This is a genomic window from Bacteroides sp. 90-K9/2 (assembly GCF_047310725.1).
In the GTDB taxonomy this organism is placed as follows: domain Bacteria; phylum Bacteroidota; class Bacteroidia; order Bacteroidales; family Bacteroidaceae; genus Bacteroides; species Bacteroides vicugnae.
In genome coordinates, this window is the sequence record NZ_JBCGVL010000001.1 from 1,411,228 (window position 1) to 1,434,644 (window position 23,417).

Genomic DNA, 23,417 nt, shown 5'->3' on the forward strand with positions numbered 1-23,417 from the left:
AAGTAAAAGAGAACGATGGACAAAAAGATAGAATTACAAGTTATAAATATCACAAACAGCCAGGCGCAAGTAGGCGCATTTGCTATGCTATTAGGCGAAGTGAACGGTGAGAGGCAACTGCCTATCATCATCGGCCCTGCGGAAGCCCAGGCTACAGCTTTATATCTGAAAGGAGTAAAAACTCCCCGTCCGTTGACACATGATTTATTTATAACAAGCCTTACTATACTGGGAGCCAGCCTGATACGTGTATTGATTTACAAAGCAAAGGATGGTATTTTCTACTCCTATATTTACCTCAAAAAAGACGAAGAGATTATACGTATCGACGCACGGACTTCAGACGCAATTGCCCTGGCAGTGCGCGCCGACTGCCCGATTCTTATTTATGAATCTATTCTTGAACAAGAATGTCTTCATATGTCATCAGAAGAAAGAACCCGTTCTGGAAAAACGGACAACGACGAAGAGGCTGAAGAAGAACATGATTTGCCCGGTGCTACTTCCAGAACACTTGAAGAAGCACTGGAACAGGCTATCAAAGATGAGAATTATGAATTAGCCGCCCAGATACGTGACCAAATCAATTCAAGAAATAAAAATCAGTAAGTAATATTATGCACGTATTTTATACTCCCGATATACAGAAAAGCAACGAGCTTCCCGAAGAGGAAGCACAACACTGTATCCGTGTTCTGCGGTTAAGTATCGGAGACGAAATCACTCTTACCGACGGTAAAGGTAACTTTTACAAAGCTGAAATCACTGTTGCAACCAACAAACGTTGTTTCGTAAACATCAAAGAATCCATTTTCCAGGAGCCTTTATGGCCATGCCATTTACACATTGCCATGGCACCGACGAAAAATATGGACCGTAACGAATGGTTTGCAGAGAAAGCCACCGAAATAGGTTTTGACGAACTGACTTTCCTCAACTGCCGTTTCTCGGAACGTAAAGTTATCAAGACCGAACGGATTGAAAAGATTCTGGTATCAGCCATCAAACAATCTCTCAAGGCACGACTGCCAAAGTTGAACGACATGATCGAGTTTGACCGATTCATCGGACAGGAGTTTAAAGGACAGAAATTTATCGCACACTGTTACGAAGGAGAGAAACCTCTATTGAAAAATATCCTGAAACCCGGAGAAGATGCTCTTGTCCTGATAGGTCCCGAAGGAGATTTCAGTGAAGAGGAAGTGAAGAAGGCCATCGAACGGGGATTCGTTCCGATCAGTCTCGGCAAATCACGGCTCCGTACAGAAACAGCAGCACTAGTGGCCTGCCACACGCTGAATTTGCAAAATCAATAACAGCAGTAAACGTCTGAATCAATGATTATACAACTTTTAAATAACATAAGTATGGCAAAGAAAACGATTTCACGACTCTCGGTACTGGCAGTACTGATTGTTTTCCTGGCAGCATGTTCCAAGACATCGGAATATACAAATGTGATACCGGCTGACGCTTCGGTAGTTGCCTCTATCAACCTCAAATCCCTCGCAAGCAAAGCAGGATTGGATGATAAAGAGAATGAAGCTGCTAAACAAAAAGTACTGGAAGCACTGAAAAGTGGAATGAATGCCGCCACATTCCAACAACTGGAAAAGGTTATGAAAAATCCGGGCGAATCGGGAATCGATGTTGAATCTCCATTCTATGTATTCTCTTCATCTTCTTTCCCTTATCCCACCGTTGTAGGTAAAGTGAACAATGAAGATAAGTTGCATGCTTCACTCGACGTGATGGCAAAAGAACAAATCTGCCAACCGGTAGGTGAAGCTGACGGTTATAGTTTTACAACGATGAACGGCGGTTTGCTCGCTTTCAATAATTCTACTGTACTGGTAGTTAACGTAAGCGGAACGACTCAAACTGATAAAGCCAAAGAAGCCATTACTAATTTGTTGAAACAGACAGCAAGCAATAGTATCGTGAAATCAGGAGCTTTCCTGAAAATGGAAAAACAGAAAAGTGATATTAACTTCTTCGCTTCCATGACAGCTATCCCTTCAACCTACCGCGATCAGATAACCATGGGATTACCTACCGAAGTGAAAGCGGAAGACATCACTCTGATAGGAGGACTGAACTTTGAAAAAGGCAAGATTGCCCTCAAAACAGAAAACTATACTGAAAACGAAGCAGTGAAAGCTCTCCTGAAAAAACAAATGGAATCTGTTGGAAAAGCGAACAATACTTTCGTTAAATACTTCCCGGCTTCTACCCTGATGTTCTTCAACGTAGGCGTAAAAGGAGGCGAACTGTATAACCTGTTGAGCGAAAACAAGGAATTCCGCAACACAGTATCTATCGCTAAGGCAGATGAAGTAAAAGAATTGTTCAGTTCATTCAATGGTGATATTTCAGCAGGGTTAATCAATGTTACCATGAGCAGTGCCCCTACTTTCATGATGTATGCTGACGTCAAGAACGGCAATGCACTTGAAACTATTTACAAGAACAAGCAATCATTGGGACTAAAAAAAGGAGAAGACATCATACAACTTGGCAAAGACGAATACGTCTACAAGACAAGAGGCATGAATATATTCTTCGGCATCAAGGATAAACAAATGTATGCAACCAATGATGAGTTACTTTACAAAAACGTAGGTAAAGCTGCCGACAAATCAGTCAAAGATGCTCCTTATGCATCGGACATGAAAGGAAAGAGCTTATTTATAGCAATCAATGCCGAAGCAATTCTTGATTTGCCTATAGTTAAAATGGTGGCAGGTTTCGGAGGACAGGAAGTTAAAACATATATCGAACTGGCCAATAAGGTTTCTTACCTGTCTATGAGTTCGGAAGGAGAAATCAGCGAGATCGACCTTTGCCTGAAAGACAAGGATGTAAATGCCCTCAAACAAATTGTAGACTTTGCCAAGCAATTTGCCGGCATGTAATAAATGTATAAACAAACGGTATGAATAGTATTCACCTACAGCAAACACTTCCCCAAGTGTTTGCTGACCGTAATTCGGTGACTTCGGACGTATGGCATCAGGATCTTTTCTTCCGGAAAGGAGAGATGTATCTGATTGAAGCGGCTTCCGGCACCGGCAAATCTTCGTTGTGCAGCTACATCTATGGTTACCGCAACGACTATCAGGGGATTATTAATTTCGATGAAACCAATATCAAAGCATACTCCGTGAAGCAATGGGTCGACCTGCGAAAGCATTCACTAAGTATGCTTTTTCAGGATTTACGCATCTTCACCGAACTGACCGCTCTTGAAAATGTGCAATTGAAGAATAACCTCACCGGATGCAAAAAGAAAAAAGAAATCTTATCATTCTTCGAACAACTGGGGATCGCAGATAAAATAAATGTGAAAGCCGGTAAGCTATCTTTCGGACAGCAACAGCGCGTCGCCTTTATCCGGGCGCTCTGCCAGCCGTTCGACTTTTTATTTCTGGATGAACCGATCAGCCACCTGGATGATGATAACAGCCGCATCATGGGTGAACTTATCATTGCCGAAGCAAAGGCACAAGGAGCCGGAGTGATCGCCACTTCCATCGGTAAACATATCGAGTTGCCTTACAACCATACACTTCAACTGTAATAAGCTGGTTAATAATAGGTAGCAGGTAATAAACAATCTCTTTTCACAGCATCATTTCAAATCGTAAATTGTAAAATCGTAAATAAAATGCCAACTCTTGTCTGGAAACTCCTTCGCCAACATATCAGTATCGGTCAATTAGCCGGTTTCTTTTTAGCCAACCTATTCGGCATGATGATTGTATTGCTTAGCGTACAGTTTTATAAAGATGTCATTCCGGTATTCACCGAAGGAGACAGCTTTATGAAAAAGGATTTCATCATAGCTACAAAGAAAATCAGCGCTCTCGGTTCTTTTGCAGGAAAGAGTAATACATTCTCTGCCGAAGAAATTGCGGATCTGAAAAAGCAACCGTTTACCAAAACAATAGGAGCTTTCACTCCTTCCCAATTCAAAGTTTCGGCAGGATTAGGAATGAAGGAAGCCGGTATCCATCTTTCCACAGATATGTTTTTTGAGTCTGTTCCCGATGAGTTTGTCGACATCAAACTCGATAAATGGCATTTCGATGAATCTACACATACCATACCCATTATCATTCCCCGCAACTATCTGAATCTTTACAACTTCGGTTTTGCGCAAAGCCGAAGCCTTCCCAAACTATCGGAAGGATTGATGAGTCTGATTCAAATGGATATTATGATGCGTGGCAACGGACGGGTGGAACAGTACAAAGGCAACATTGTCGGCTTCTCCAATCGCCTGAATACGATTCTTGTCCCCCAGTCTTTTATGAAATGGGCTAATGAGAATTTTGCACCGAATGCAGAAGCCCAACCGGCACGATTGATTATCGAGGTCAGTAATCCGGCAGATTCCGCCATCGCCAGTTATTTTCAGAAGAAAGGATATGAAACGGAAGACGGCAAGCTGGATGCCGGAAAAACAACTTATTTCCTTCGTCTTATCGTAGGTATTGTATTGGGAGTGGGTCTATTTATCAGTATCCTTTCATTCTATATACTGATGTTGAGCATCTTCCTGCTCTTACAAAAAAATACGACTAAACTGGAAAGTCTATTACTAATCGGATACAGTCCCAACAAGGTAGCATTGCCTTATCAGTTGCTCACGGTAGGATTGAACGTTATCGTGCTTGTATTATCCATCGGATTAGTCTCCTGGTTACGCAGTTATTATATAGACAGCATCCGCTTGCTATTCCCACAACTGGAAACCGGATCATTATGGGCAGCAATCAGCATGGGAATTGTATTATTCATCGCCGTATCGGTTATCAATATAGTGGCAGTGAAAAGAAAAGTGCTTTCCATATGGATGCATAAGGCGTAGATGGAAAAGACTCGCTAAAACAAAGTTTTCACAAAGACGTATAATATATGAAAAGCATAACTACATTTTCGATTAATAGGGTTTCAATAGCTTTCTTTTTCGGAATGCTGTTCTGTTTTGCTCCATTGTCGGGGCAAAACGGACAAGATACAATCATTGCGTATTTTAATCTGCTGGAAAAAGTCCCACAGGAAAAGCTGTACCTGCATCTGGACAAGCCATTTTATGGAGCAGGAGAAAAAATATGGTTCAAGGGATATCTGGTAAACTCTGTTACACATCAAGATAATACACAAAGCAACTTCATCATTACAGAGCTTGTCAACCGTTCCGACTCTATCGTAGAACGTAAGAAGATTCGTAGAGATTCATTGGGTTTTCATAATGCTTTCACCCTCCCTCCCACTCTCCCGGCAGGTGATTATTATTTGCGGGGATATAGCAACTGGATGCTTAATCAGGAACCGGAATTCTTTTATTCACGCAATCTGAAAATCGGTAACTCGATTGATAACACGATTGTCTCGAATATTGAGTATCAGCAAGAAGACGAATCACATTATACAGCCAAGGTAAGATTTACCAGCAATGTCCAAGAGGCTTTCGGAAATACTGCTATCCGCTACCGCTACTTTGAAAATGGAAAGATAAAAGATAAAGGTAAAAGAAAGACAGACGAGAATGGGATGATTTCTATTTCCCTGCCGGATCTGAAGCCTATTGCCACACGCCACATTGAAGTAGAATTCGATGATCCCCAATATATCTATAAAAAGACTTTCTATCTGCCTTCGTTTACAAAAGACTTTGACGTTAAGTTCTTCCCGGAAGGGGGAGCTCTCCTGGCCGTTGCTCATCAGAATATAGCTTTCAAGGCTCAAGGATCGGACGGCTTTTCCACAGAAATAGAAGGCTGCCTGTTCGATGCCAACGGAGACACATTAACAGTCTTCCGCTCAGAGCATGACGGCATGGGAGTTTTCACACTGAATCCGACTATAGGGAACTCTTATTATGTGATTGCCAAATCCGGTGACGGTATCAGTAAACGATTCGACCTCCCAGCTGTAGAAGAAAAAGGAATCACACTTTCCATGACACATTATAAAAAGGAAATCCGTTACGAAATCCAGAAAACAGAAGCTACCCAGTGGCCTCAAAAGTTATTCTTGATTGCACATACTCGCGGAAAGCTGATCATCCTGCAGCCAATCAGTGTCGACAGGACTTTTGGAAGAATGAACGACAGTTTATTCAACGCAGGCATCACCCATTTCATGCTGATCGACCAACAGGGCAACGCACTTAGCGAACGCCTGGTTTTCGTACCCGACCGGAATCCGCATCAATGGCAAATTCTTGCAGATAAGCCAACATACGGAAAAAGAGAAAAGGTATCCCTGCAAATTTCAGCAAAAGATGATAACGGCACTCCGGTAGAAGGTAGTTTCTCCGTCAGCATTACCGACAGAAAGAGTATCCGTCCGGATTCGCTTGCTGACAATATCGTATCGAATCTTCTATTAACCTCCGACTTAAAAGGATATGTAGAAAATCCCGGATATTATTTTCTGCAGCAAGACCTCCGGACTCTCCGCACGGTAGACTTCCTGATGATGACGCACGGATGGCGCAGACACCATATCCGGAATGTACTGACTGCACCTTCAATGAACCTCACCAACTATATGGAAAAGGGGCAAACTATCAGCGGACGTATCAAAGGCTTCTTTGGGGGTAACGTTAAGAAAGGACCTATTTGTATTCTGGCTCCCAAACAGAACATCATCGCCACTACCACCACAGACGAAAAAGGAGAGTTTATCGTGAACACATCTTTCAGAGATAGCACGACTTTCCTTGTTCAGGCACGTACCAAAAGAGGATTTGCCGGAGTAGACATTGTGATTGACACTCCTCAATACCCGGCAACTTCACACAAGTCTCCTTTCCATGATGGAACAGCAACGTTTATGGAAGATTATTTGCTCAATACCCGCGACCAATATTACATGGAAGGTGGAATGAGAGTGTACAATCTGAAAGAAGTGGTAGTCACTGGAAGTCGTAAAAAGGCCAGTTCAGAAAGTATTTACACAGGAGGTATCAACACCTACACGATCGAAGGGGACAGATTGGAAGGATTCGGTGCACAAACAGCTTTCGATGCAGTCACCAGACTTCCGGGCATTAGCGTGACAAATGGAAATGAAATACATATCCGCAACAATCCCGAGCAACCTGTCATTGTCGTTGACGACGTGGTATATGAAGACGATAACGATATCTTGACCATGATACAAACCAGTGATATGTCGAGTTTGAGCCTTCTCCGCGGTGCCGATGCAGCAATCTTAGGCTCCCGCGGTTCGGCAGGTGCTATCGTTATTACGCTGAAAGACGGTAAAGATATCCCGGCAAGACCGGCACAGGGCATTATCACGTGTACTCCACTGGGGTACAGCGACTCGGTCGAGTTCTATCATCCTACTTATGATACGCCCGAAAAGAAGAATGACCAACGCTCGGATTTACGAAGTACAATCTATTGGAATCCTACCCTACAACTGGATGCTAATGGAAAAGCAATCATCGAATACTATACTCCGGACAGCACTGCACCGGAAGATATAACCATAGAAGGTGTGGATAAAAATGGAAAGGCATGCCGGATCATACAGGCAATAAGCAACAGATAAATGTGAAAATGATTTTGAACTAAAGGCACTTTAGCTGAACAATGCCAGTATCTTCAAGCTACTTTACCCGTATCTATGCGTTATTCTCACACGCTTCATCATCATTAGATTGAATACCAGCAATTAGAGGTTAAAATACAAATTAACCTTCCCTACTCTCTTACTTATCTTGATAAAAAAGCGATTGAATACCAAACAGGTTAAAAATATTTCGTAATTTTGCAGATATAAAAGAATGAAGCTATGCCGGACTATGATTTAATCGCCATACTCGGACCTACAGCCTCGGGTAAAACTCCCTTTGCCGCTGCCTTGGCCTATGAACTCAACACAGAAATTATCAGTGCCGATTCCCGTCAGATATATAGAGGAATGGATCTCGGTACAGGAAAAGATTTGGCCGACTATACCGTAAACGGACGTACAATCCCCTATCATCTGATTGACATTGCAGACCCCGGATACAAATACAATGTGTTTGAATATCAACGTGATTTCCTGAATTCTTACGAAAGCATCAAACAAAAAGGCTGTCTTCCCGTTTTATGTGGAGGGACAGGTATGTATCTGGAATCCGTGTTGAAAGGATATAAACTGATGCCCGTACCGGAAAATCCGGAATTACGCAACCGTTTGGCAAATCATTCGCTGGAAGAGTTGACGGAAATATTAAGTCAATACAAGGCTTTGCATAACTCTACCGATGTGGATACCGTGAAACGGGCGATACGTGCAATAGAAATTGAAGAGTATTATGCAGCCCATCCGGTTCCCGAAAGGGAATTTCCGGAACTGAACAGTCTCATCATCGGAGTGGATATTGACCGGGAACTGCGTCGTGAAAAGATCACCCGCCGATTAAAACAACGATTGGATGAAGGAATGGTGGACGAGGTAAGACGATTGATCGAACAGGGAATTGCACCGGACGATCTCATCTACTATGGACTGGAATACAAATACCTGACATTGTACGTCATAGGCAAACTGACTTATGAAGAAATGTTCAACGGTTTGGAGATAGCCATCCATCAGTTTGCCAAGCGACAAATGACCTGGTTCCGTGGCATGGAAAGAAGAGGATTTACGATCCATTGGATGAATGCAGAGTTACCAATGGAAGAAAAGATAGCTTTTGTAAAAGAGAAACTGCAAGGGAATTAGTATCTTTGGCAGTTATTATAGTGCGATTTTTAATACACAATAGGATAGATATACAAATATGAGTGTAGAACCGAAGAAATGGGGAGTGATTTACAACCCAAAAGCTGGTACCCGAAAGGTAAAGAAGCGCTGGAAAGAAATTAAGGAGTACATGGACAGTAAAGGTGTAGACTATGACTATGTACAATCCGAAGGTTTCGGTTCGGTAGAGCGTCTCGCTAAAATTTTGGCCAACAATGGTTATCGCACGATTGTCATTGTGGGAGGTGATGGGGCATTGAATGATGCCATCAATGGCATTATGCTATCCGATGCCGAAGATAAAGAGAACATTGCCCTCGGTATGATTCCGAACGGTATCGGAAATGACTTCGCCAAATATTGGGGACTTAGCACCGAATACAAGCCGGCTGTCGACTGTATCATCAATCATCGGTTGAAGAAAATAGACGTAGGCTACTGCAACTTCTACGACGGAAACGAACACCAGCGTCGCTATTTCCTCAATGCCGTTAATATCGGACTGGGAGCACGAATCGTCAAAATCACCGATCAGACCAAGCGTTTCTGGGGAGTGAAGTTCCTTTCATACGTTGCCGCCCTGTTTTCTCTTATATTTGAACGGAAGCTTTACAGAATGCATCTCCGTATCAATGACGAACATATCCGCGGACGCATCATGACCGTATGTATAGGCAGTGCCTGGGGATGGGGACAAACACCCAGTGCCGTTCCATACAACGGATGGCTGGATGTATCCGTAATCTACCGCCCGGAATTCCTGCAAATTATTTCCGGACTATGGATGCTGATTCAGGGAAGAATCCTGAATCACAAAGTGGTGAAAAGCTACCGGACGAGAAAAGTAAAGGTACTCCGGGCACAGAATGCAGCGGTGGATTTGGACGGGCGTTTGTTGCCTAAACATTTTCCTTTAGAAGTAGGCGTGCTCCCGGAAAAGACAACGCTTATTATTCCAAATTAAATATAATTAGGCACGGATTACGCGGATTACACGGTTTTCTTAATATAACCGAATTGGCAAGAACAGTGTAATTTACAGTATCTGCAAGAACCGTGTAATCCGCGTAATCCGTGCCTGAAAATAAACTTATAATAGTAGTTAAGTATGATAGAACTTAAGAACAACCCCACCGGCAACTTTTTCCTGTTGGCCGGTCCGTGTGTGATAGAAGGTGAAGAAATGGCAATGCGCATTGCCGAACGAGTAGTAAAGATCACCGAAGCACTGCAAATTCCTTATGTATTCAAAGGTTCTTACCGCAAGGCAAACCGCTCACGTCTGGATTCGTTTACCGGCATTGGCGATGAGAAAGCACTCAAAGTATTGAAAAAAGTACATGAGACTTTCGGAGTCCCTACCGTAACCGATATCCATACCGCAGATGAAGCTGCAATGGCAGCCGAATACGTGGACATACTTCAAATCCCGGCTTTTCTTTGTCGCCAGACCGACTTGTTGGTTGCCGCAGCCAAAACCGGAAAAACGATTAACATCAAGAAAGGACAGTTCCTTTCACCGCTGGCAATGCAGTTTGCTGCCGACAAAGTGGTGGAAGCCGGAAACAAGAATGTGATGCTTACCGAACGCGGAACAACTTTCGGCTATCAGGATCTTGTTGTGGACTATCGTGGTATCCCCGAAATGCAATCATTCGGCTATCCGGTGATTCTGGATGTCACTCACTCCTTGCAGCAACCCAACCAGACCAGTGGGGTAACGGGAGGAATGCCGCAGTTGATAGAAACTGTCGCCAAAGCAGGTATCGCCGTAGGTGCCGACGGAATATTCATCGAAACGCATGAAAACCCTGCCGTGGCAAAAAGCGATGGTGCCAATATGCTAAAGTTAGACCTCCTGGAAGGACTGTTAACTAAGCTAGTCAAGATACGGGAAGCTATAAAATAACTCTTTTCCCTGTCTATTTGTGATTTACAACCAAACACAACGACAAATAACACAGAAATATTTATTTAAACTAAATAGAACATGAAACATTTATTACGTGGATTATTTATTGCAGTCCTTTTTATATGCTGCAATTTCCAGCTCGTACTTGCACAACCCATGCAAGAGTTACCTGTAGACAAGAATGTCCGCATCGGTAAACTAGACAACGGGCTTACCTATTACATTCGCCACAATGCCCTTCCCGAAAAACGAGTTGAATTCTACATCGCCCAGAAAGTAGGTTCTATTCTTGAGGAACCGCAACAACGTGGTCTGGCTCACTTTCTGGAGCACATGGCTTTTAATGGCACAAAGCACTTCCCGGGTGATGAAACCGGACTTGGCATCGTGCCCTGGTGCGAAACGAAAGGTATCAAATTCGGCACGAACCTGAATGCATATACCAGTGTCGACCAGACGGTGTACAACATCAGCAACGTACCGACTGAAAATATAAACGTGGTAGACTCTTGTCTGCTGATCCTTCATGACTGGTCGAATGCTATCAACCTTGCCGACAAGGAAATTGACAAAGAACGTGGTGTTATCCGCGAAGAATGGAGAAGCCGCAACAGTGGTATGCTTCGCATCATGACTGATGCACAGTCTACTCTATATCCGGATTCTAAATATTCAGACTGTATGCCTATCGGAAGCATTGATGTTATCAACAACTTCCCTTATCAGGATATCCGCGATTATTATGCGAAATGGTATCGTCCGGACTTGCAAGGAATCGTTATTGTAGGTGATATCAATGTAGATGAAATTGAAGCCAAACTGAAAAAGGTATTCGCAGATGTAAAAGCTCCGGTAAACCCGGCCGAACGTATCTACTATCCAGTGGCAGATAATCAGGAACCGCTTATCTATATCGGCACAGACAAGGAAGTGAAGAATCCTTATGTGAACATCTTCTTCAAACAAGACGCTACACCGGATTCTTTGAAAAATACCATTGCTTATTATGCTACCCAGTATATGGTCAGCATGGCTATGAATATGCTGAACAACCGTTTGAACGAACTCCGCCAAACTGCTAATCCTCCTTTCACTAGTGCAAGCGCAGAATATGGAAACTATTTCCTTGCCAAGACTAAAGAAGCACTCGCACTTGATGCAAGCAGCAAAATAGACGGCATCGATTTAGCAATGAAAACAGTTTTGGAAGAAGCTGAACGTGCACGCCGCTTCGGATTTACCGCATCAGAATATGAACGCGCACGCGCCAACTATCTGCAAGCCGTAGAATCTGCTTACAACGAACGCGAAAAGACTAAAAGTAGTTCTTACGTCAACGAATACGTTAACAATTTCCTTGAAAAAGAACCGATTCCGGGAATCGAAGTTGAATATACACTGGTAAACAAACTGGCTCCGAATATCCCAGTAGAAGCTGTCAATCAGGTGATGCAACAACTAATCACTGACAACAATCAGGTGGTTTTACTGGCCGGTCCGGAAAAAGAAGGCGCTAAATATCCTACTAAAGAAGAAATTGCTGCTTTATTGAAACAAATGAAGTCATTCGATCTGAAACCTTATGAAGATAAAGTTTCTAACGAACCGCTGATCTCTGAAGATATTAAAGGTGGCAAGATTGTTTCTGAAAAAGCTGGTGATATTTATGGTACGACTAAGTTGGTGCTTTCCAACGGCGTAACTGTATATGTGAAGCCTACTGATTTCAAGGCTGACCAGATTGTAATGAAAGGTGTAAGCTTCGGTGGTACCAGCGTATTCCCGAACGAAGAAATTATCAATATCTCTCAATTAAACGGAGTAGCTCTGGTAGGTGGAATCGGTAATTTCAGCAAAGTGGATCTGGGTAAAGCTTTAGCCGGCAAACGTGCAAACGTAGGTGCGGGTATCGGCAATACTACGGAAACTGTTTCCGGTAGTTGTGCTCCGAAAGACTTTGAGACAATGATGCAGCTTACTTATCTCACTTTCACATCTCCACGTAAGGATAATGAAGCATTCGAATCTTACAAGAACCGTCTGAAAGCCGAACTTCAAAATGCGGACGCTAATCCGATGACTGCTTTCAGTGACACAGTTACAAGTGTACTATACGGTCACCATCCGCGTGCCATCAGAATGAAGGAAAACATGGTAGACCAGATCGACTATGACCGTATTCTTGAAATGTACAAAGACCGCTACAAAGATGCTAGTGATTTCACTTTCTTCCTGGTAGGAAACGTAGACTTGGCTACAATGAAACCGTTAATCGCCAAATATCTGGGAGGTCTGCCATCTATCAACCGTAAAGAGACTTTCAAAGATAACAAGATGGATATCCGCAAGGGAGAGATCAAAAATGTATTTGCAAAGGCACAGGAAACTCCAATGGCTACCATCATGTTCCTTTATAGCGGCACTTGCAAATATGACTTGCGCAACAATGTCCTGCTTAGCTTCTTAGATCAGGCTCTGGATTTGGTTTACACTGCTGAAATCCGTGAAAAAGAAGGAGGTACATACGGTGTAAGCTGTAACGGAAGCCTTGGTAAATACCCGAAAGAGGAACTTGTTCTTCAGATTGTATTCCAAACTGACCCTGCCAAGAAAGATAAACTGTCTGCTGTTGTTGTAGAACAACTTCACAAAATGGCAAAAGAAGGTCCGTCTGCCGAGCACATGCAGAAGATCAAAGAATATATGCTGAAGAAGTATAAAGACGCCCAGAAAGAAAACGGCTACTGGCTTAATAATATGGACGAATACCTCTACACGGGTGTGGATAATACCAAAGACTATGAAAAGTTGGTCAACAGCATCACAGCAAAAGAAGTGCAAGACTTCCTCGCCAAATTGCTGAAACAGAACAACGAAATTCAAGTCATCATGACCGTGCCGGAAGAAAACAAATAAAAATTCTCTAGTATATCTACTGAATGATGATATTCAACGAATTACGCAAACATGGAAGGCTTGCCGCCAAACGGCATCCGATGTATGAAAAGAACAAAGTTGCTAAAATACTCGGTTATGTCATGGGCGCATTCTGGGCCGGTTACCTGATATTCTTCGGTACGACGTTCGCGTTCGGATTTTCTGATATGGTTCCCAACCGGGAACCATATCATGTGATGAACGCAGTGGTTCTGATCTTTATCCTGGCACTGGACTTTCTGTTGCGTGTTCCGTTTCAAAAAACACCGACACAGGAGGTAAAACCTTACCTCCTGCTGCCGGTTAAACGAATTCGTGTCATCGACTTTTTACTAATCCGCTCGGGACTAAGCCTGTTCAACCTGTTCTGGTTGTTTCTGTTTGTCCCTTTTTCCTTCATCACTATTACCAAGTTTTTCGGTATCTCCGGTGTCATCACCTATCTTATCGGTATCTTGCTATTGATTATTGCCAATAATTACTGGTACTTGCTTTGCCGCACTCTTATCAACGAACGTATTTGGTGGATTCTATTACCTATCGCTTTCTACGGTGGAATAGGCTGCCTTCTTTTCATTCCCGAAGATAGCCCCCTCTTCTATTTCTTCATGGATCTGGGAGACGGATATATACAGGGCAACATTCTATATTTTCTCGGCACCATACTTATGATTGCCATTTTATGGCTGGTTAACCGCAAGATCATGTCCGGACTTATCTATGCAGAACTGGCAAAAGTAGAAGATAGTCAGATTAAGCATGTCTCCGAATATAAATTCTTCGAACGCTACGGGGAAGTTGGCGAATACATGAGATTGGAACTGAAAATGCTTTTACGTAACCGCCGCTGTAAAGGTGCATTACGCAATATCGCTATTATAGTGGTGGCTTTCTCCGTTGCACTTAGCTTTTCCAGTGTCTACGACGGCAATTTCATGACTTCTTTCATCTGTGTATACAACTTTGCCGTATTCGGAATGATTATCCTTTCACAGATTATGTCCTTCGAAGGTAATTACATTGATGGCCTGATGTCTCGTAAAGAATCAATAATGAGTCTGCTGAAAGCGAAATATTACACATACAGCATTGGCGAAATCATACCTTTCATACTCATGATTCCCGCCATCATCATGAATAAACTCACTTTACTGGGCGCCTTCGCCTGGTTTTTCTATACCATCGGCTTTATTTATTTCTGTTTTTTCCAACTGGCTGTCTACAACAAACAGACGGTACCCTTAAACGAGAAAGTGGCAAGCCGGCAAACGAATAGCGCTATACAGCTGGTGGTTAATTTCGCTGCTTTCGGTGTGCCTCTCATCTTATACAGTCTATTAAATGCATTTTTAGGTGAAACAATCACTTACATAATTCTGTTAGTTATCGGTCTCGGATTTACCCTGACTTCTCCTTTATGGATTAAAAATGTATATCATCGTTTCATGAAACGGCGATACGAAAACATGGAAGGCTTCAGAGACAGCCGCCAATAAACGCTCATGAATCATTAACCATATAAACATTGAAGATCATGATTATCATTGACAAACTTAAAAAGAATTTCGGTGAGAAGATTGCCGTAGACATAGAACACTACGAAATCAATCAAGGCGATATGCTCGGATTGGTGGGAAACAACGGTGCCGGTAAAACAACTCTCTTCCGAATCATGCTGGATCTGCTAAAAGCAGACGATGGTAAGGTGATTATTAATGATATTGATGTCAGCCAAAGCGAAGACTGGAAAAGCATTACCGGTGCTTTCATTGACGATGGTTTTCTGATTGATTATCTCACTCCGGAAGAATATTTCTATTTCATCGGAAAGATGTACGGACTAAAGAAAGAAGAAGTGGACGAACGTCTGATTCCTTTCGAACGTTTTATGAGTGGAGAAGTGATCGGGCACAAGAAGCTAATCCGCAACTACTCCGCAGGTAATAAGCAAAAGATCGGAATTATTTCTGCCATGCTTCATTACCCGCAATTACTGATACTGGACGAACCGTTCAACTTCCTCGATCCAAGTTCTCAGTCTATCATCAAACATCTGCTCAAGAAATATAATGAGGAGCATCAAGCTACGGTTATTATATCCAGTCACAACCTCAATCATACCGTAGATGTATGTCCGAGGATCGCTTTATTGGAACACGGTGTCATCATCCGGGATATTATCAACGAGGACAACTCCGCAGAGAAAGAACTGGAGGATTATTTTAATGTAGAAGAAGAGTAAACGGTAAATAGGGAATGATAAAATAATGAATGGTAAGTATTCATCCTTACCAAAATTATTGCATAAACTAATTATGATGAGATATATAACAGAAAAGTCTGATACCCATAAGTCTAGTATAAAGAAACCTGATAGAAAGAAAAGATACTTCCTGCAATTCGTCCTTTTATTAGGACTGGTTGCCAGCCTTAGTTCCTGCCGCACTTCCGCGCCCCGGCTGGATTATCAAGCATTGGCGCGAGCTTCTATATTGTTGGGGGTAGATATTAATATGGAGGATAACCATAAGCTCTATCTGGAAGCAGCCGACTGGATAGGGGTTCCCTATCGTGGTGGAGGTGATTCGAAACGAGGAGCCGACTGTTCGGGATTAGTTTATCAAGTGTACCGTAAAGTATACCGCACCCAAGTGCCGCGTAACACGGAAGATCTGAAAAAAGAAAGTAATAAAGTCGCCAAACGGAATCTCCGGGAAGGAGACTTGGTATTCTTCACCAGCAGTCGTTCAAAAAATAAAGTAGCTCATGTAGGCATTTACCTCAAAAACGGAAAGTTTATCCATTCCAGCACCAGTAAAGGAGTGATCGTCAGCAACTTGAACGAGAACTATTATAGCAAACACTGGATAAGCGGCGGCAGGATACGTTAATTATCAACTTCTAATGATATAAAATTATGAAATCATTCATCGGAGCAGTTCTATTTATTTGCGTGGCATTCAGCGCCAATGCACAGCTTTTATGGAAAGTGTCCGGCAACGGACTGAACCAACCGTCCTACATCATAGGCACTCACCATCTGGCACCGTTCAGCATCATGGACAGCATTGCCGGACTTAAAAAGGCTATGAATGAAACCCAACAAGTATATGGAGAGATGAAAATGTCGGAAATGCAATCGCCCGCCACCATGGGAAAGATGCAAAAGGCAATGATGATTGAAAGTGATACCACGCTGAACTCTCTCCTTTCTCCGAAAGACTTTGAGACTGCTAATAAATTCTGCAAAGAAAACCTGATGGTAGATTTAAATATGGCTCCGAAGCTAAAGCCTGCCTTCTTATTAAATAATGTAGTGGTGATGGCTTACGTAAAACATATAGGGAAATTCAACCCGCAAGAGCAACTCGACACATTCTTTCAGAGCCAAGCCATCCAAAACGGAAAAAAGGTGGACGGACTGGAAACTGCAGAATTCCAATTCAACCTGCTTTTCAATGGCAGTTCACTACAACGGCAAGCACAACTATTGATGTGCACTCTTAACCATATAGAGACTGAAGTAGAAAATCTGAAAAGGCTCACAAACGCCTACATGAAACAAGATCTGAACACCATGCTTAAAATCAGCGAAGAGCGTAAAGGTGATCAATGTGACGCACTTCCCGGCGAAGAAGATGCTATGATTTACAACCGTAATAAAGCGTGGGCTGAAAAACTACCGGCAATCATGAAGGCTGCCCCGACTTTTGTCGCAGTAGGCGCCCTGCACCTCCCCGGAGAAAAAGGATTATTAAACTTACTAAAAAGACAAGGATACACAGTAGAAGCTGTGAAATAAGAAAAGTATTTAGTACTTTTGCGGAAAAGTTTTCCCCAATGAACTACAAAACCTATTTATTCGATTTCGACTACACACTAGCCGATTCGTCGCGTGGTATCGTTAAGTGTTTCAGAATTGTGCTTACCCGGCATCAGTATTTGACCGTTACCGATGAAGCTATCAAGCGTACAATCGGCAAAACATTGGAAGAATCGTTCAGTATCCTCACCGGAATTACCGACCCGACACAATTAGAAGCCTTCCGGAAGGAGTACAGACTAGAAGCTGATGTGCACATGAATGTAAATACCCGTCTTTTCCCCGACACATTGTCTACACTAAAAGAATTGAAGAAACGGGGTGCCCGTGTCGGAATTATCTCTACCAAGTATCGTTTCCGGATATTGAGTTATCTGGAAGAATATCTGCCTGAAAATTTTCTTGATATAGTAGTGGGAGGAGAAGATGTAAAAGCACCGAAACCTTCGCCGGAAGGAGTTAAATTTGCATTGGAACATCTGGGAAGTAGCCCCGAAGAAACATTATATATTGGAGATAGCACCGTAGATGCCGAAACAGCGCAGAATGCAGGAGTCGATTTTGCAGGTGTGCTGAACGGAATGACAACAGCAGAAGAACTTCGTGTTTATCCACACAAAATCATTATGCAGAATTTAAGAGAATTAGTCCAATAGGCTACAATGAGAGCTAAAACGCTCATTTATTTGCCGTAATCATTTTATCTCCTATAAAAAATAAAAGAAATATTTGTCGGGAACGAATAAAAATAGTACTTTTGTGCCCGATTATTCCGCAACGGGTTCGATAAAGAGTTCTTTAAGTGATTAAAGACCACCCGCCGGAGCTAACTTATACATTTATATATAAGATGTACGCAATTGTAGAAATTAACGGTCAGCAATTTAAAGCAGAAGCTGGTCAAAAGTTGTTCGTTCACCACATCGAAGGTGCAGAAAACGGTTCAACAGTAGAATTTGAAAAAGTTCTTTTGGTAGACAAAGACGGAAATGTAACAGTAGGTGCTCCTACCGTAGAAGGCGCTAAAGTTGTTTGCCAGGTTGTTTCAAACTTGGTTAAAGGCGACAAAGTTCTTGTTTTCCACAAGAAAAGAAGAAAAGGACACAGAAAACTGAACGGTCACCGTCAACAGTTCACTGAATTAACAATTACAGAAGTAGTAGCTTAATCAATTAAAAAGTAAGAAGAAATGGCACATAAGAAAGGTGTCGGTAGTTCTAAGAACGGCCGCGAATCACAAAGTAAAAGATTAGGCGTTAAGATATTTGGTGGCGAAGCTTGCAAAGCAGGTAACATCATCGTTCGTCAAAGAGGTACTGAATTCCACCCGGGTGAAAACATCGGAATGGGTAAAGACCACACTCTTTTCGCTTTAGTAGATGGTACAGTTAGCTTCAAAGTAGGCAAAGAAGACAGAAGATATGTTTCTGTTGTTCCTGCTACCGAGGCATAATTGCACAACTGAAAATATTTAAGAGAAGGAGATGTAATCCAATGGATTACATCTCCTTTCTTTTTATATCTAATTCACTTCATGATATCAGCACCTAACTAAGATTTCCCTCATAAAATGTGTATTTGATATGCATATATGTATCAGATAATACACATATACTTGCTCGATTATTCGTTTTTTCTTTATCTTTGTAGCCTTAAATAAGAAAGTTCATAAAAAGTATAGATATGCTTACCATTAAACAAATTACAGAAAACACAGAGGCGGTACTCCGCGGACTGGAAAAGAAGCATTTCAAAAATGCAAAGGAAACGATCGATCAAGTGATCGCTCTTAACGACAAGAGACGTAGCACACAAAATGAATTAGATAAAAATCTGGCAGAGGTTAACTCGCTTTCACGCACCATCGGTCAACTGATGAAAGAGGGCAAGAAAGAGGAAGCTGAAACCGCACGTGCCCGCGTTGCCGAACTAAAAGAAGGTAACAAAGTATTAGACGCCACCATGACACAGGCTGCAACAGATATGCAGAATGTACTTTATACCATTCCTAACATTCCTTACGACAGTGTGCCCGAAGGTGTAGGCGCTGAAGATAACGTAGTGGAAAAAATGGGAGGTATGGAAACTGAACTTCCTAAAGATGCACTTCCTCACTGGGAACTGGCTAAGAAATATGATTTAATAGACTTCGACCTGGGTGTAAAAATCACAGGTGCAGGTTTCCCTGTATATAAAGGTAAAGGCGCACAACTCCAACGCGCTCTTATCAACTTCTTCCTGGACGAGGCACGCAAATCCGGATATACTGAAATCATGCCACCGACAGTAGTTAACGCTGCTTCCGGTTATGGTACAGGACAGCTTCCTGACAAAGAAGGACAAATGTATCATTGCGAAGTAGATGATTTATATCTGATCCCGACAGCAGAAGTGCCTGTAACCAACATCTACCGTGATGTGATTTTGGAAGAAAAACAGTTGCCAATCATGAATTGCGCCTATACACAATGTTTCCGTCGTGAAGCTGGTTCCTATGGTAAAGATGTACGCGGACTGAATCGTCTGCACGAATTCTCCAAAGTAGAATTGGTTCGTATTGATAAACCGGAACACTCCAAACAATCTCATCAGGAAATGCTCGACCACGTAGAAGGTCTGTTGCAAAAACTGGAACTTCCGTATCGTATCCTCCGCCTCTGTGGTGGTGATATGAGCTTCACCGCTGCCCTTTGCTTCGACTTCGAAGTATATTCAGAGGCACAGAAACGTTGGTTGGAAGTAAGTTCCGTATCCAATTTCGATACCTACCAAGCCAATCGTCTGAAATGCCGTTACCGTAATGCAGAAAAGAAAACCGAACTCTGCCATACATTGAACGGTTCAGCATTAGCATTGCCACGTATCGTTGCCGCCCTACTTGAAAACAACCAAACTCCGGAAGGTATCAGAATACCAAAAGCATTGGTTCCGTATTGTGGTTTTGACATGATAGACTAAATTTGACATGACAGACTAATAAAAGTACCGTATATAAAAAGCCACTCATCAAAAGAGTGGCTTTTCTTTTATATTTCGTAAATTAGCTGTATCTTTGCCAAAATTTATATCATTCTGATAGCAGTTACGTAATAAAAACAACAAATTAATTAGATAATGAACAAAATCATTAGCAAGGAACGCTTTTCTGAAAAAGTATTCAAATTTGAAATTGAAGCTCCTTTAATTGCTAAATCTCGTAAGGCCGGACACTTCGTCATCGTACGTGTAGGCGAAAAAGGAGAACGTATGCCATTGACTATCGCAGGTTCCGACCTGAAAAAGGGCACCATTACTCTGGTAGTACAGGAAGTCGGGCTTTCTTCTACCCGTCTCTGCGAGCTGAATGAAGGCGAATCTATTACTGACGTAGTAGGCCCACTCGGACAAGCTACCCATATAGAGAAATTCGGAACAGTAGTCTGCGCTGGTGGTGGTGTAGGTGTGGCTCCGATGCTTCCTATCGTACAGGCTTTGAAGGCTGCCGGTAACCGTGTTATCACCGTATTGGCCGGACGCAATAAAGATCTTATCATCCTGGAAAAAGAAATGCGTGAAAGCTCTGACGAAGTAATTATCATGACGGACGACGGTTCTTACGGTCGTAAAGGTCTGGTGACAGAAGGTGTAGAAGAAGTTATCAAACGTGAGAAAGTAGACAAATGTTTCGCTATCGGCCCTGCCATCATGATGAAATTTGTTTGCTTGCTGACTAAAAAATATGAAATTCCGACAGACGTCTCGCTAAATACTATCATGGTGGACGGAACTGGTATGTGCGGTGCTTGCCGTATCACTGTGGGAGGAAAAACAAAGTTCGTTTGTGTAGACGGTCCGGAATTCGACGGTCACCAGGTGAATTTCGACGAAATGCTGAAACGTATGGGTGCGTTCAAGAATATCGAACGCGAAGAAATGCATAAGCTGGAATCGGAATGTGAAGCAACCAAAGAAATCGATGAAAAAAGTCGTAATGCTGCTTGGAGACAGGAGTTACGTAAATCCATGAAACCCAAAGAACGTACAGCCATTCCTCGTGTAGAGATGAATGAACTCGATGCTGAATACCGTTCACATAGCCGTAAAGAGGAAGTTAATCAAGGATTAACAGCAGAACAGGCTGTTACAGAAGCCAAACGTTGTCTCGATTGTGCTAATCCGGGATGTATGGAAGGCTGCCCGGTAGGCATTGATATTCCCCGCTTCATTAAGAATATCGAACGCGGCGAATTCCTCGAAGCTGCCAAAACATTGAAAGAAACAAGTGCGCTTCCGGCTGTTTGCGGTCGTGTGTGCCCGCAAGAGAAACAGTGCGAATCAAAATGTATTCATCTGAAAATGAATGAAAAGCCGGTAGCTATCGGTTATCTGGAACGTTTTGCAGCTGATTATGAACGCGAAAGCGGACAAATCTCCGTACCTGTCATTGCAGAAAAAAATGGTATCAAAATAGCAGTTATCGGTTCAGGACCTGCAGGATTGGCATTTGCCGGAGACATGGCTAAATATGGATATGATGTAACTGTATTCGAAGCGTTGCATGAAATTGGAGGTGTATTGAAATACGGTATTCCCGAATTCCGTTTGCCAAACAAGATTGTAGATGTAGAAATCGACAATCTTGGCAAGATGGGCGTTAACTTCATCAAAGACTGTATTGTAGGAAAGACTATCGGTGTAGAAGACTTGAAAGCGGAAGGTTTCAAAGGAATATTCGTGGCTTCCGGTGCCGGACTGCCAAACTTTATGAATATCCCGGGAGAGAACTCCATCAATATCATGTCTTCAAATGAATACCTCACCCGTGTCAATTTAATGGATGCCGCCAGCGAAGATTCGGACACTCCGGTAGCTTTCGGTAAGAATGTGGCAGTAATCGGTGGTGGTAACACAGCTATGGACTCTGTCCGTACAGCAAAACGTCTTGGCGCTGAACGTGCTATTATTATCTATCGTCGTTCGGAAGAAGAAATGCCGGCACGTATCGAAGAAGTAAAACATGCCAAAGAAGAAGGAGTTGAATTTCTCACTCTGCATAATCCTATCGAATATATTGCTGATGAACAAGGTTGCGTAAAACAGGTTATTCTGCAAAAGATGGAATTAGGAGAACCGGATGCTTCCGGACGTCGTAGCCCTATAGCTATCCCGGGAGCAACAGAAACAATCGATATAGACCTGGCCATTGTCAGCGTTGGGGTATCTCCTAACCCGATTGTTCCAAGCTCTATCAAAGGACTGGAATTAGGACGAAAAGGAACTATCGCAGTAAATGACAATATGGAATCTTCTATCCCGATGATTTACGCAGGTGGCGACATCGTTCGCGGCGGAGCTACTGTAATTCTGGCGATGGGTGATGGCCGTAAAGCTGCCACTGCCATGAATGAACAACTGAAAACAAACGCCGGCAACTAACTGCCGCTTATTAACACCCGGGCTAAACTTCCCTAACACGTGGGATAACTACATCTGACACGTGGGCGGAAGTTTATCGAGAGGTGGGCTAAAGCCAACTCATATGTGGGTAGAACACCGATCATCCCCGGCATAAAAAATAGAATAAGAAAAGCCCCGTTTACGAAATGTAAAACGGGGCTTTTCTTATTCAAATATCAAAGATACTTTCTACTTTACCACTTTGTTCGTCGCAGGATCAGGGAAAATTACAGCCGGTTTAAACGACTTGGCTTCCTCAAAATCCATCAATGCATAAGACATGATTATCACAATATCATCCGGTTGCACCTTGCGGGCAGCAGCACCATTCAGACAAATTTTGCCCGAACCGCGTTCACCTTTGATAATGTAGGTTTCAAAGCGTTCACCGTTGTTATTATCAGCAATATACACTTTCTCTCCCGGAATCATGTTTGCAGCATCCAGCAGGTCTTCATCAATCGTGATACTACCCATGTAGTTCAGATTTGCCTCTGTGACACGTGCACAATGAATTTTCGACTTCAACACTTCAATCATCATAAGGTTTCG

General features: G+C 42.6%; 20 protein-coding genes. 19 read left to right on the top strand and 1 reads right to left on the bottom strand.

All coding sequences use genetic code 11. From position 1 onward, the window contains the following. Positions 1–15: 15 nt before the first annotated feature. From AAHJ11_RS05500 to AAHJ11_RS05590, 19 genes are all read left to right on the top strand, one after another. Positions 16–609 carry a bifunctional nuclease family protein gene (locus AAHJ11_RS05500; RefSeq protein WP_074558501.1) on the top strand — a complete coding sequence of 198 codons (594 nt, stop codon included), beginning with the start codon at positions 16–18 and terminating at the stop codon, positions 607–609. 8 nt (positions 610–617) lie between these two features. Then, complete coding sequence (locus AAHJ11_RS05505; protein WP_074558500.1) at positions 618–1,316, top strand: 16S rRNA (uracil(1498)-N(3))-methyltransferase; 699 nt, start codon at positions 618–620, stop codon at positions 1,314–1,316. A 51-nt stretch (positions 1,317–1,367) separates the two neighbouring features. Next, entirely contained in the window at positions 1,368–2,915 is a 1,548-nt protein-coding gene (locus tag AAHJ11_RS05510; RefSeq protein WP_234131894.1) for a DUF4836 family protein, read from the top strand. 20 nt (positions 2,916–2,935) lie between these two features. Then, on the top strand, positions 2,936–3,580 hold the full coding sequence (locus AAHJ11_RS05515; RefSeq protein WP_148364346.1) for an ATP-binding cassette domain-containing protein: 645 nt from the start codon (positions 2,936–2,938) through the stop codon (positions 3,578–3,580). Between the two features lie 87 nt (positions 3,581–3,667). Next, the gene (locus AAHJ11_RS05520; protein WP_217721578.1) at positions 3,668–4,873 is read left to right on the top strand and encodes an ABC transporter permease; all 1,206 of its coding nucleotides are present in this window, start codon (positions 3,668–3,670) and stop codon (positions 4,871–4,873) included. 47 nt (positions 4,874–4,920) lie between these two features. Further along, positions 4,921–7,572 (top strand): TonB-dependent receptor plug domain-containing protein, encoded by a 2,652-nt coding sequence (locus AAHJ11_RS05525; protein ID WP_413579158.1) that lies wholly within the window; start codon positions 4,921–4,923, stop codon positions 7,570–7,572. A gap of 243 nt (positions 7,573–7,815) precedes the next feature. Next, positions 7,816–8,736 (top strand): tRNA (adenosine(37)-N6)-dimethylallyltransferase MiaA, encoded by a 921-nt coding sequence (miaA, locus tag AAHJ11_RS05530; protein WP_148364343.1) that lies wholly within the window; start codon positions 7,816–7,818, stop codon positions 8,734–8,736. A 58-nt stretch (positions 8,737–8,794) separates the two neighbouring features. Further along, on the top strand, positions 8,795–9,721 hold the full coding sequence (locus AAHJ11_RS05535; RefSeq protein WP_004301802.1) for a diacylglycerol/lipid kinase family protein: 927 nt from the start codon (positions 8,795–8,797) through the stop codon (positions 9,719–9,721). A 144-nt stretch (positions 9,722–9,865) separates the two neighbouring features. Then, positions 9,866–10,666 (top strand): 3-deoxy-8-phosphooctulonate synthase, encoded by an 801-nt coding sequence (kdsA, locus tag AAHJ11_RS05540; RefSeq protein WP_148364342.1) that lies wholly within the window; start codon positions 9,866–9,868, stop codon positions 10,664–10,666. An 81-nt stretch (positions 10,667–10,747) separates the two neighbouring features. Beyond that, on the top strand, positions 10,748–13,585 hold the full coding sequence (locus tag AAHJ11_RS05545) for a M16 family metallopeptidase (RefSeq protein ID WP_234131890.1): 2,838 nt from the start codon (positions 10,748–10,750) through the stop codon (positions 13,583–13,585). Between the two features lie 23 nt (positions 13,586–13,608). Then, complete coding sequence (locus tag AAHJ11_RS05550; RefSeq protein ID WP_234131889.1) at positions 13,609–15,102, top strand: DUF5687 family protein; 1,494 nt, start codon at positions 13,609–13,611, stop codon at positions 15,100–15,102. Between the two features lie 38 nt (positions 15,103–15,140). Beyond that, positions 15,141–15,848, top strand: a complete 708-nt coding sequence (locus tag AAHJ11_RS05555; protein ID WP_004301798.1) for an ABC transporter ATP-binding protein — start codon at positions 15,141–15,143, stop codon at positions 15,846–15,848. A 25-nt stretch (positions 15,849–15,873) separates the two neighbouring features. Continuing rightward, the gene (locus tag AAHJ11_RS05560; RefSeq protein ID WP_081353369.1) at positions 15,874–16,497 is read left to right on the top strand and encodes a C40 family peptidase; all 624 of its coding nucleotides are present in this window, start codon (positions 15,874–15,876) and stop codon (positions 16,495–16,497) included. 26 nt (positions 16,498–16,523) lie between these two features. Then, complete coding sequence (locus AAHJ11_RS05565; protein WP_074558488.1) at positions 16,524–17,408, top strand: TraB/GumN family protein; 885 nt, start codon at positions 16,524–16,526, stop codon at positions 17,406–17,408. A 38-nt stretch (positions 17,409–17,446) separates the two neighbouring features. Further along, a complete protein-coding gene (locus tag AAHJ11_RS05570; protein WP_413579159.1) occupies positions 17,447–18,085 on the top strand; it encodes an HAD-IA family hydrolase in 639 nt (212 codons plus the stop codon). 194 nt (positions 18,086–18,279) lie between these two features. Further along, a complete protein-coding gene (gene rplU, locus AAHJ11_RS05575) occupies positions 18,280–18,597 on the top strand; it encodes a 50S ribosomal protein L21 (protein WP_004316691.1) in 318 nt (105 codons plus the stop codon). Between the two features lie 21 nt (positions 18,598–18,618). After that, positions 18,619–18,882: a 50S ribosomal protein L27 gene (rpmA, locus tag AAHJ11_RS05580; protein WP_004301792.1), complete on the top strand. Its 264-nt coding sequence runs from the start codon at positions 18,619–18,621 to the stop codon at positions 18,880–18,882. 230 nt (positions 18,883–19,112) lie between these two features. After that, complete coding sequence (gene serS, locus AAHJ11_RS05585) at positions 19,113–20,387, top strand: serine--tRNA ligase (RefSeq protein ID WP_074558484.1); 1,275 nt, start codon at positions 19,113–19,115, stop codon at positions 20,385–20,387. 156 nt (positions 20,388–20,543) lie between these two features. Next, positions 20,544–22,844 (top strand): bifunctional dihydroorotate dehydrogenase B NAD binding subunit/NADPH-dependent glutamate synthase, encoded by a 2,301-nt coding sequence (locus tag AAHJ11_RS05590; RefSeq protein WP_074637927.1) that lies wholly within the window; start codon positions 20,544–20,546, stop codon positions 22,842–22,844. A gap of 210 nt (positions 22,845–23,054) precedes the next feature. Here the strand turns inward: AAHJ11_RS05590 and panD are convergent, their stop codons facing one another. Further along, positions 23,055–23,408 (bottom strand): aspartate 1-decarboxylase, encoded by a 354-nt coding sequence (panD, locus tag AAHJ11_RS05595; protein WP_004301789.1) that lies wholly within the window; start codon positions 23,406–23,408, stop codon positions 23,055–23,057. Between the last annotated feature and the right edge of the window lie 9 nt (positions 23,409–23,417).

Bases quoted from the DNA above. Each gene is read 5' to 3' on its own strand.
- AAHJ11_RS05500 (WP_074558501.1), top strand. From the start codon at position 16: ATGGACAAAAAGATAGAATTACAAGTTATAAATATCACAAACAGCCAG.
- AAHJ11_RS05505 (WP_074558500.1), top strand. From the start codon at position 618: ATGCACGTATTTTATACTCCCGATATACAGAAAAGCAACGAGCTTCCC.
- AAHJ11_RS05510 (WP_234131894.1), top strand. From the start codon at position 1,368: ATGGCAAAGAAAACGATTTCACGACTCTCGGTACTGGCAGTACTGATT.
- AAHJ11_RS05515 (WP_148364346.1), top strand. From the start codon at position 2,936: ATGAATAGTATTCACCTACAGCAAACACTTCCCCAAGTGTTTGCTGAC.
- AAHJ11_RS05520 (WP_217721578.1), top strand. From the start codon at position 3,668: ATGCCAACTCTTGTCTGGAAACTCCTTCGCCAACATATCAGTATCGGT.
- AAHJ11_RS05525 (WP_413579158.1), top strand. From the start codon at position 4,921: ATGAAAAGCATAACTACATTTTCGATTAATAGGGTTTCAATAGCTTTC.
- miaA (WP_148364343.1), top strand. From the start codon at position 7,816: ATGCCGGACTATGATTTAATCGCCATACTCGGACCTACAGCCTCGGGT.
- AAHJ11_RS05535 (WP_004301802.1), top strand. From the start codon at position 8,795: ATGAGTGTAGAACCGAAGAAATGGGGAGTGATTTACAACCCAAAAGCT.
- kdsA (WP_148364342.1), top strand. From the start codon at position 9,866: ATGATAGAACTTAAGAACAACCCCACCGGCAACTTTTTCCTGTTGGCC.
- AAHJ11_RS05545 (WP_234131890.1), top strand. From the start codon at position 10,748: ATGAAACATTTATTACGTGGATTATTTATTGCAGTCCTTTTTATATGC.
- AAHJ11_RS05550 (WP_234131889.1), top strand. From the start codon at position 13,609: ATGATGATATTCAACGAATTACGCAAACATGGAAGGCTTGCCGCCAAA.
- AAHJ11_RS05555 (WP_004301798.1), top strand. From the start codon at position 15,141: ATGATTATCATTGACAAACTTAAAAAGAATTTCGGTGAGAAGATTGCC.
- AAHJ11_RS05560 (WP_081353369.1), top strand. From the start codon at position 15,874: ATGAATGGTAAGTATTCATCCTTACCAAAATTATTGCATAAACTAATT.
- AAHJ11_RS05565 (WP_074558488.1), top strand. From the start codon at position 16,524: ATGAAATCATTCATCGGAGCAGTTCTATTTATTTGCGTGGCATTCAGC.
- AAHJ11_RS05570 (WP_413579159.1), top strand. From the start codon at position 17,447: ATGAACTACAAAACCTATTTATTCGATTTCGACTACACACTAGCCGAT.
- rplU (WP_004316691.1), top strand. From the start codon at position 18,280: ATGTACGCAATTGTAGAAATTAACGGTCAGCAATTTAAAGCAGAAGCT.
- rpmA (WP_004301792.1), top strand. From the start codon at position 18,619: ATGGCACATAAGAAAGGTGTCGGTAGTTCTAAGAACGGCCGCGAATCA.
- serS (WP_074558484.1), top strand. From the start codon at position 19,113: ATGCTTACCATTAAACAAATTACAGAAAACACAGAGGCGGTACTCCGC.
- AAHJ11_RS05590 (WP_074637927.1), top strand. From the start codon at position 20,544: ATGAACAAAATCATTAGCAAGGAACGCTTTTCTGAAAAAGTATTCAAA.
- panD (WP_004301789.1), bottom strand. From the start codon at position 23,408: ATGATGATTGAAGTGTTGAAGTCGAAAATTCATTGTGCACGTGTCACA.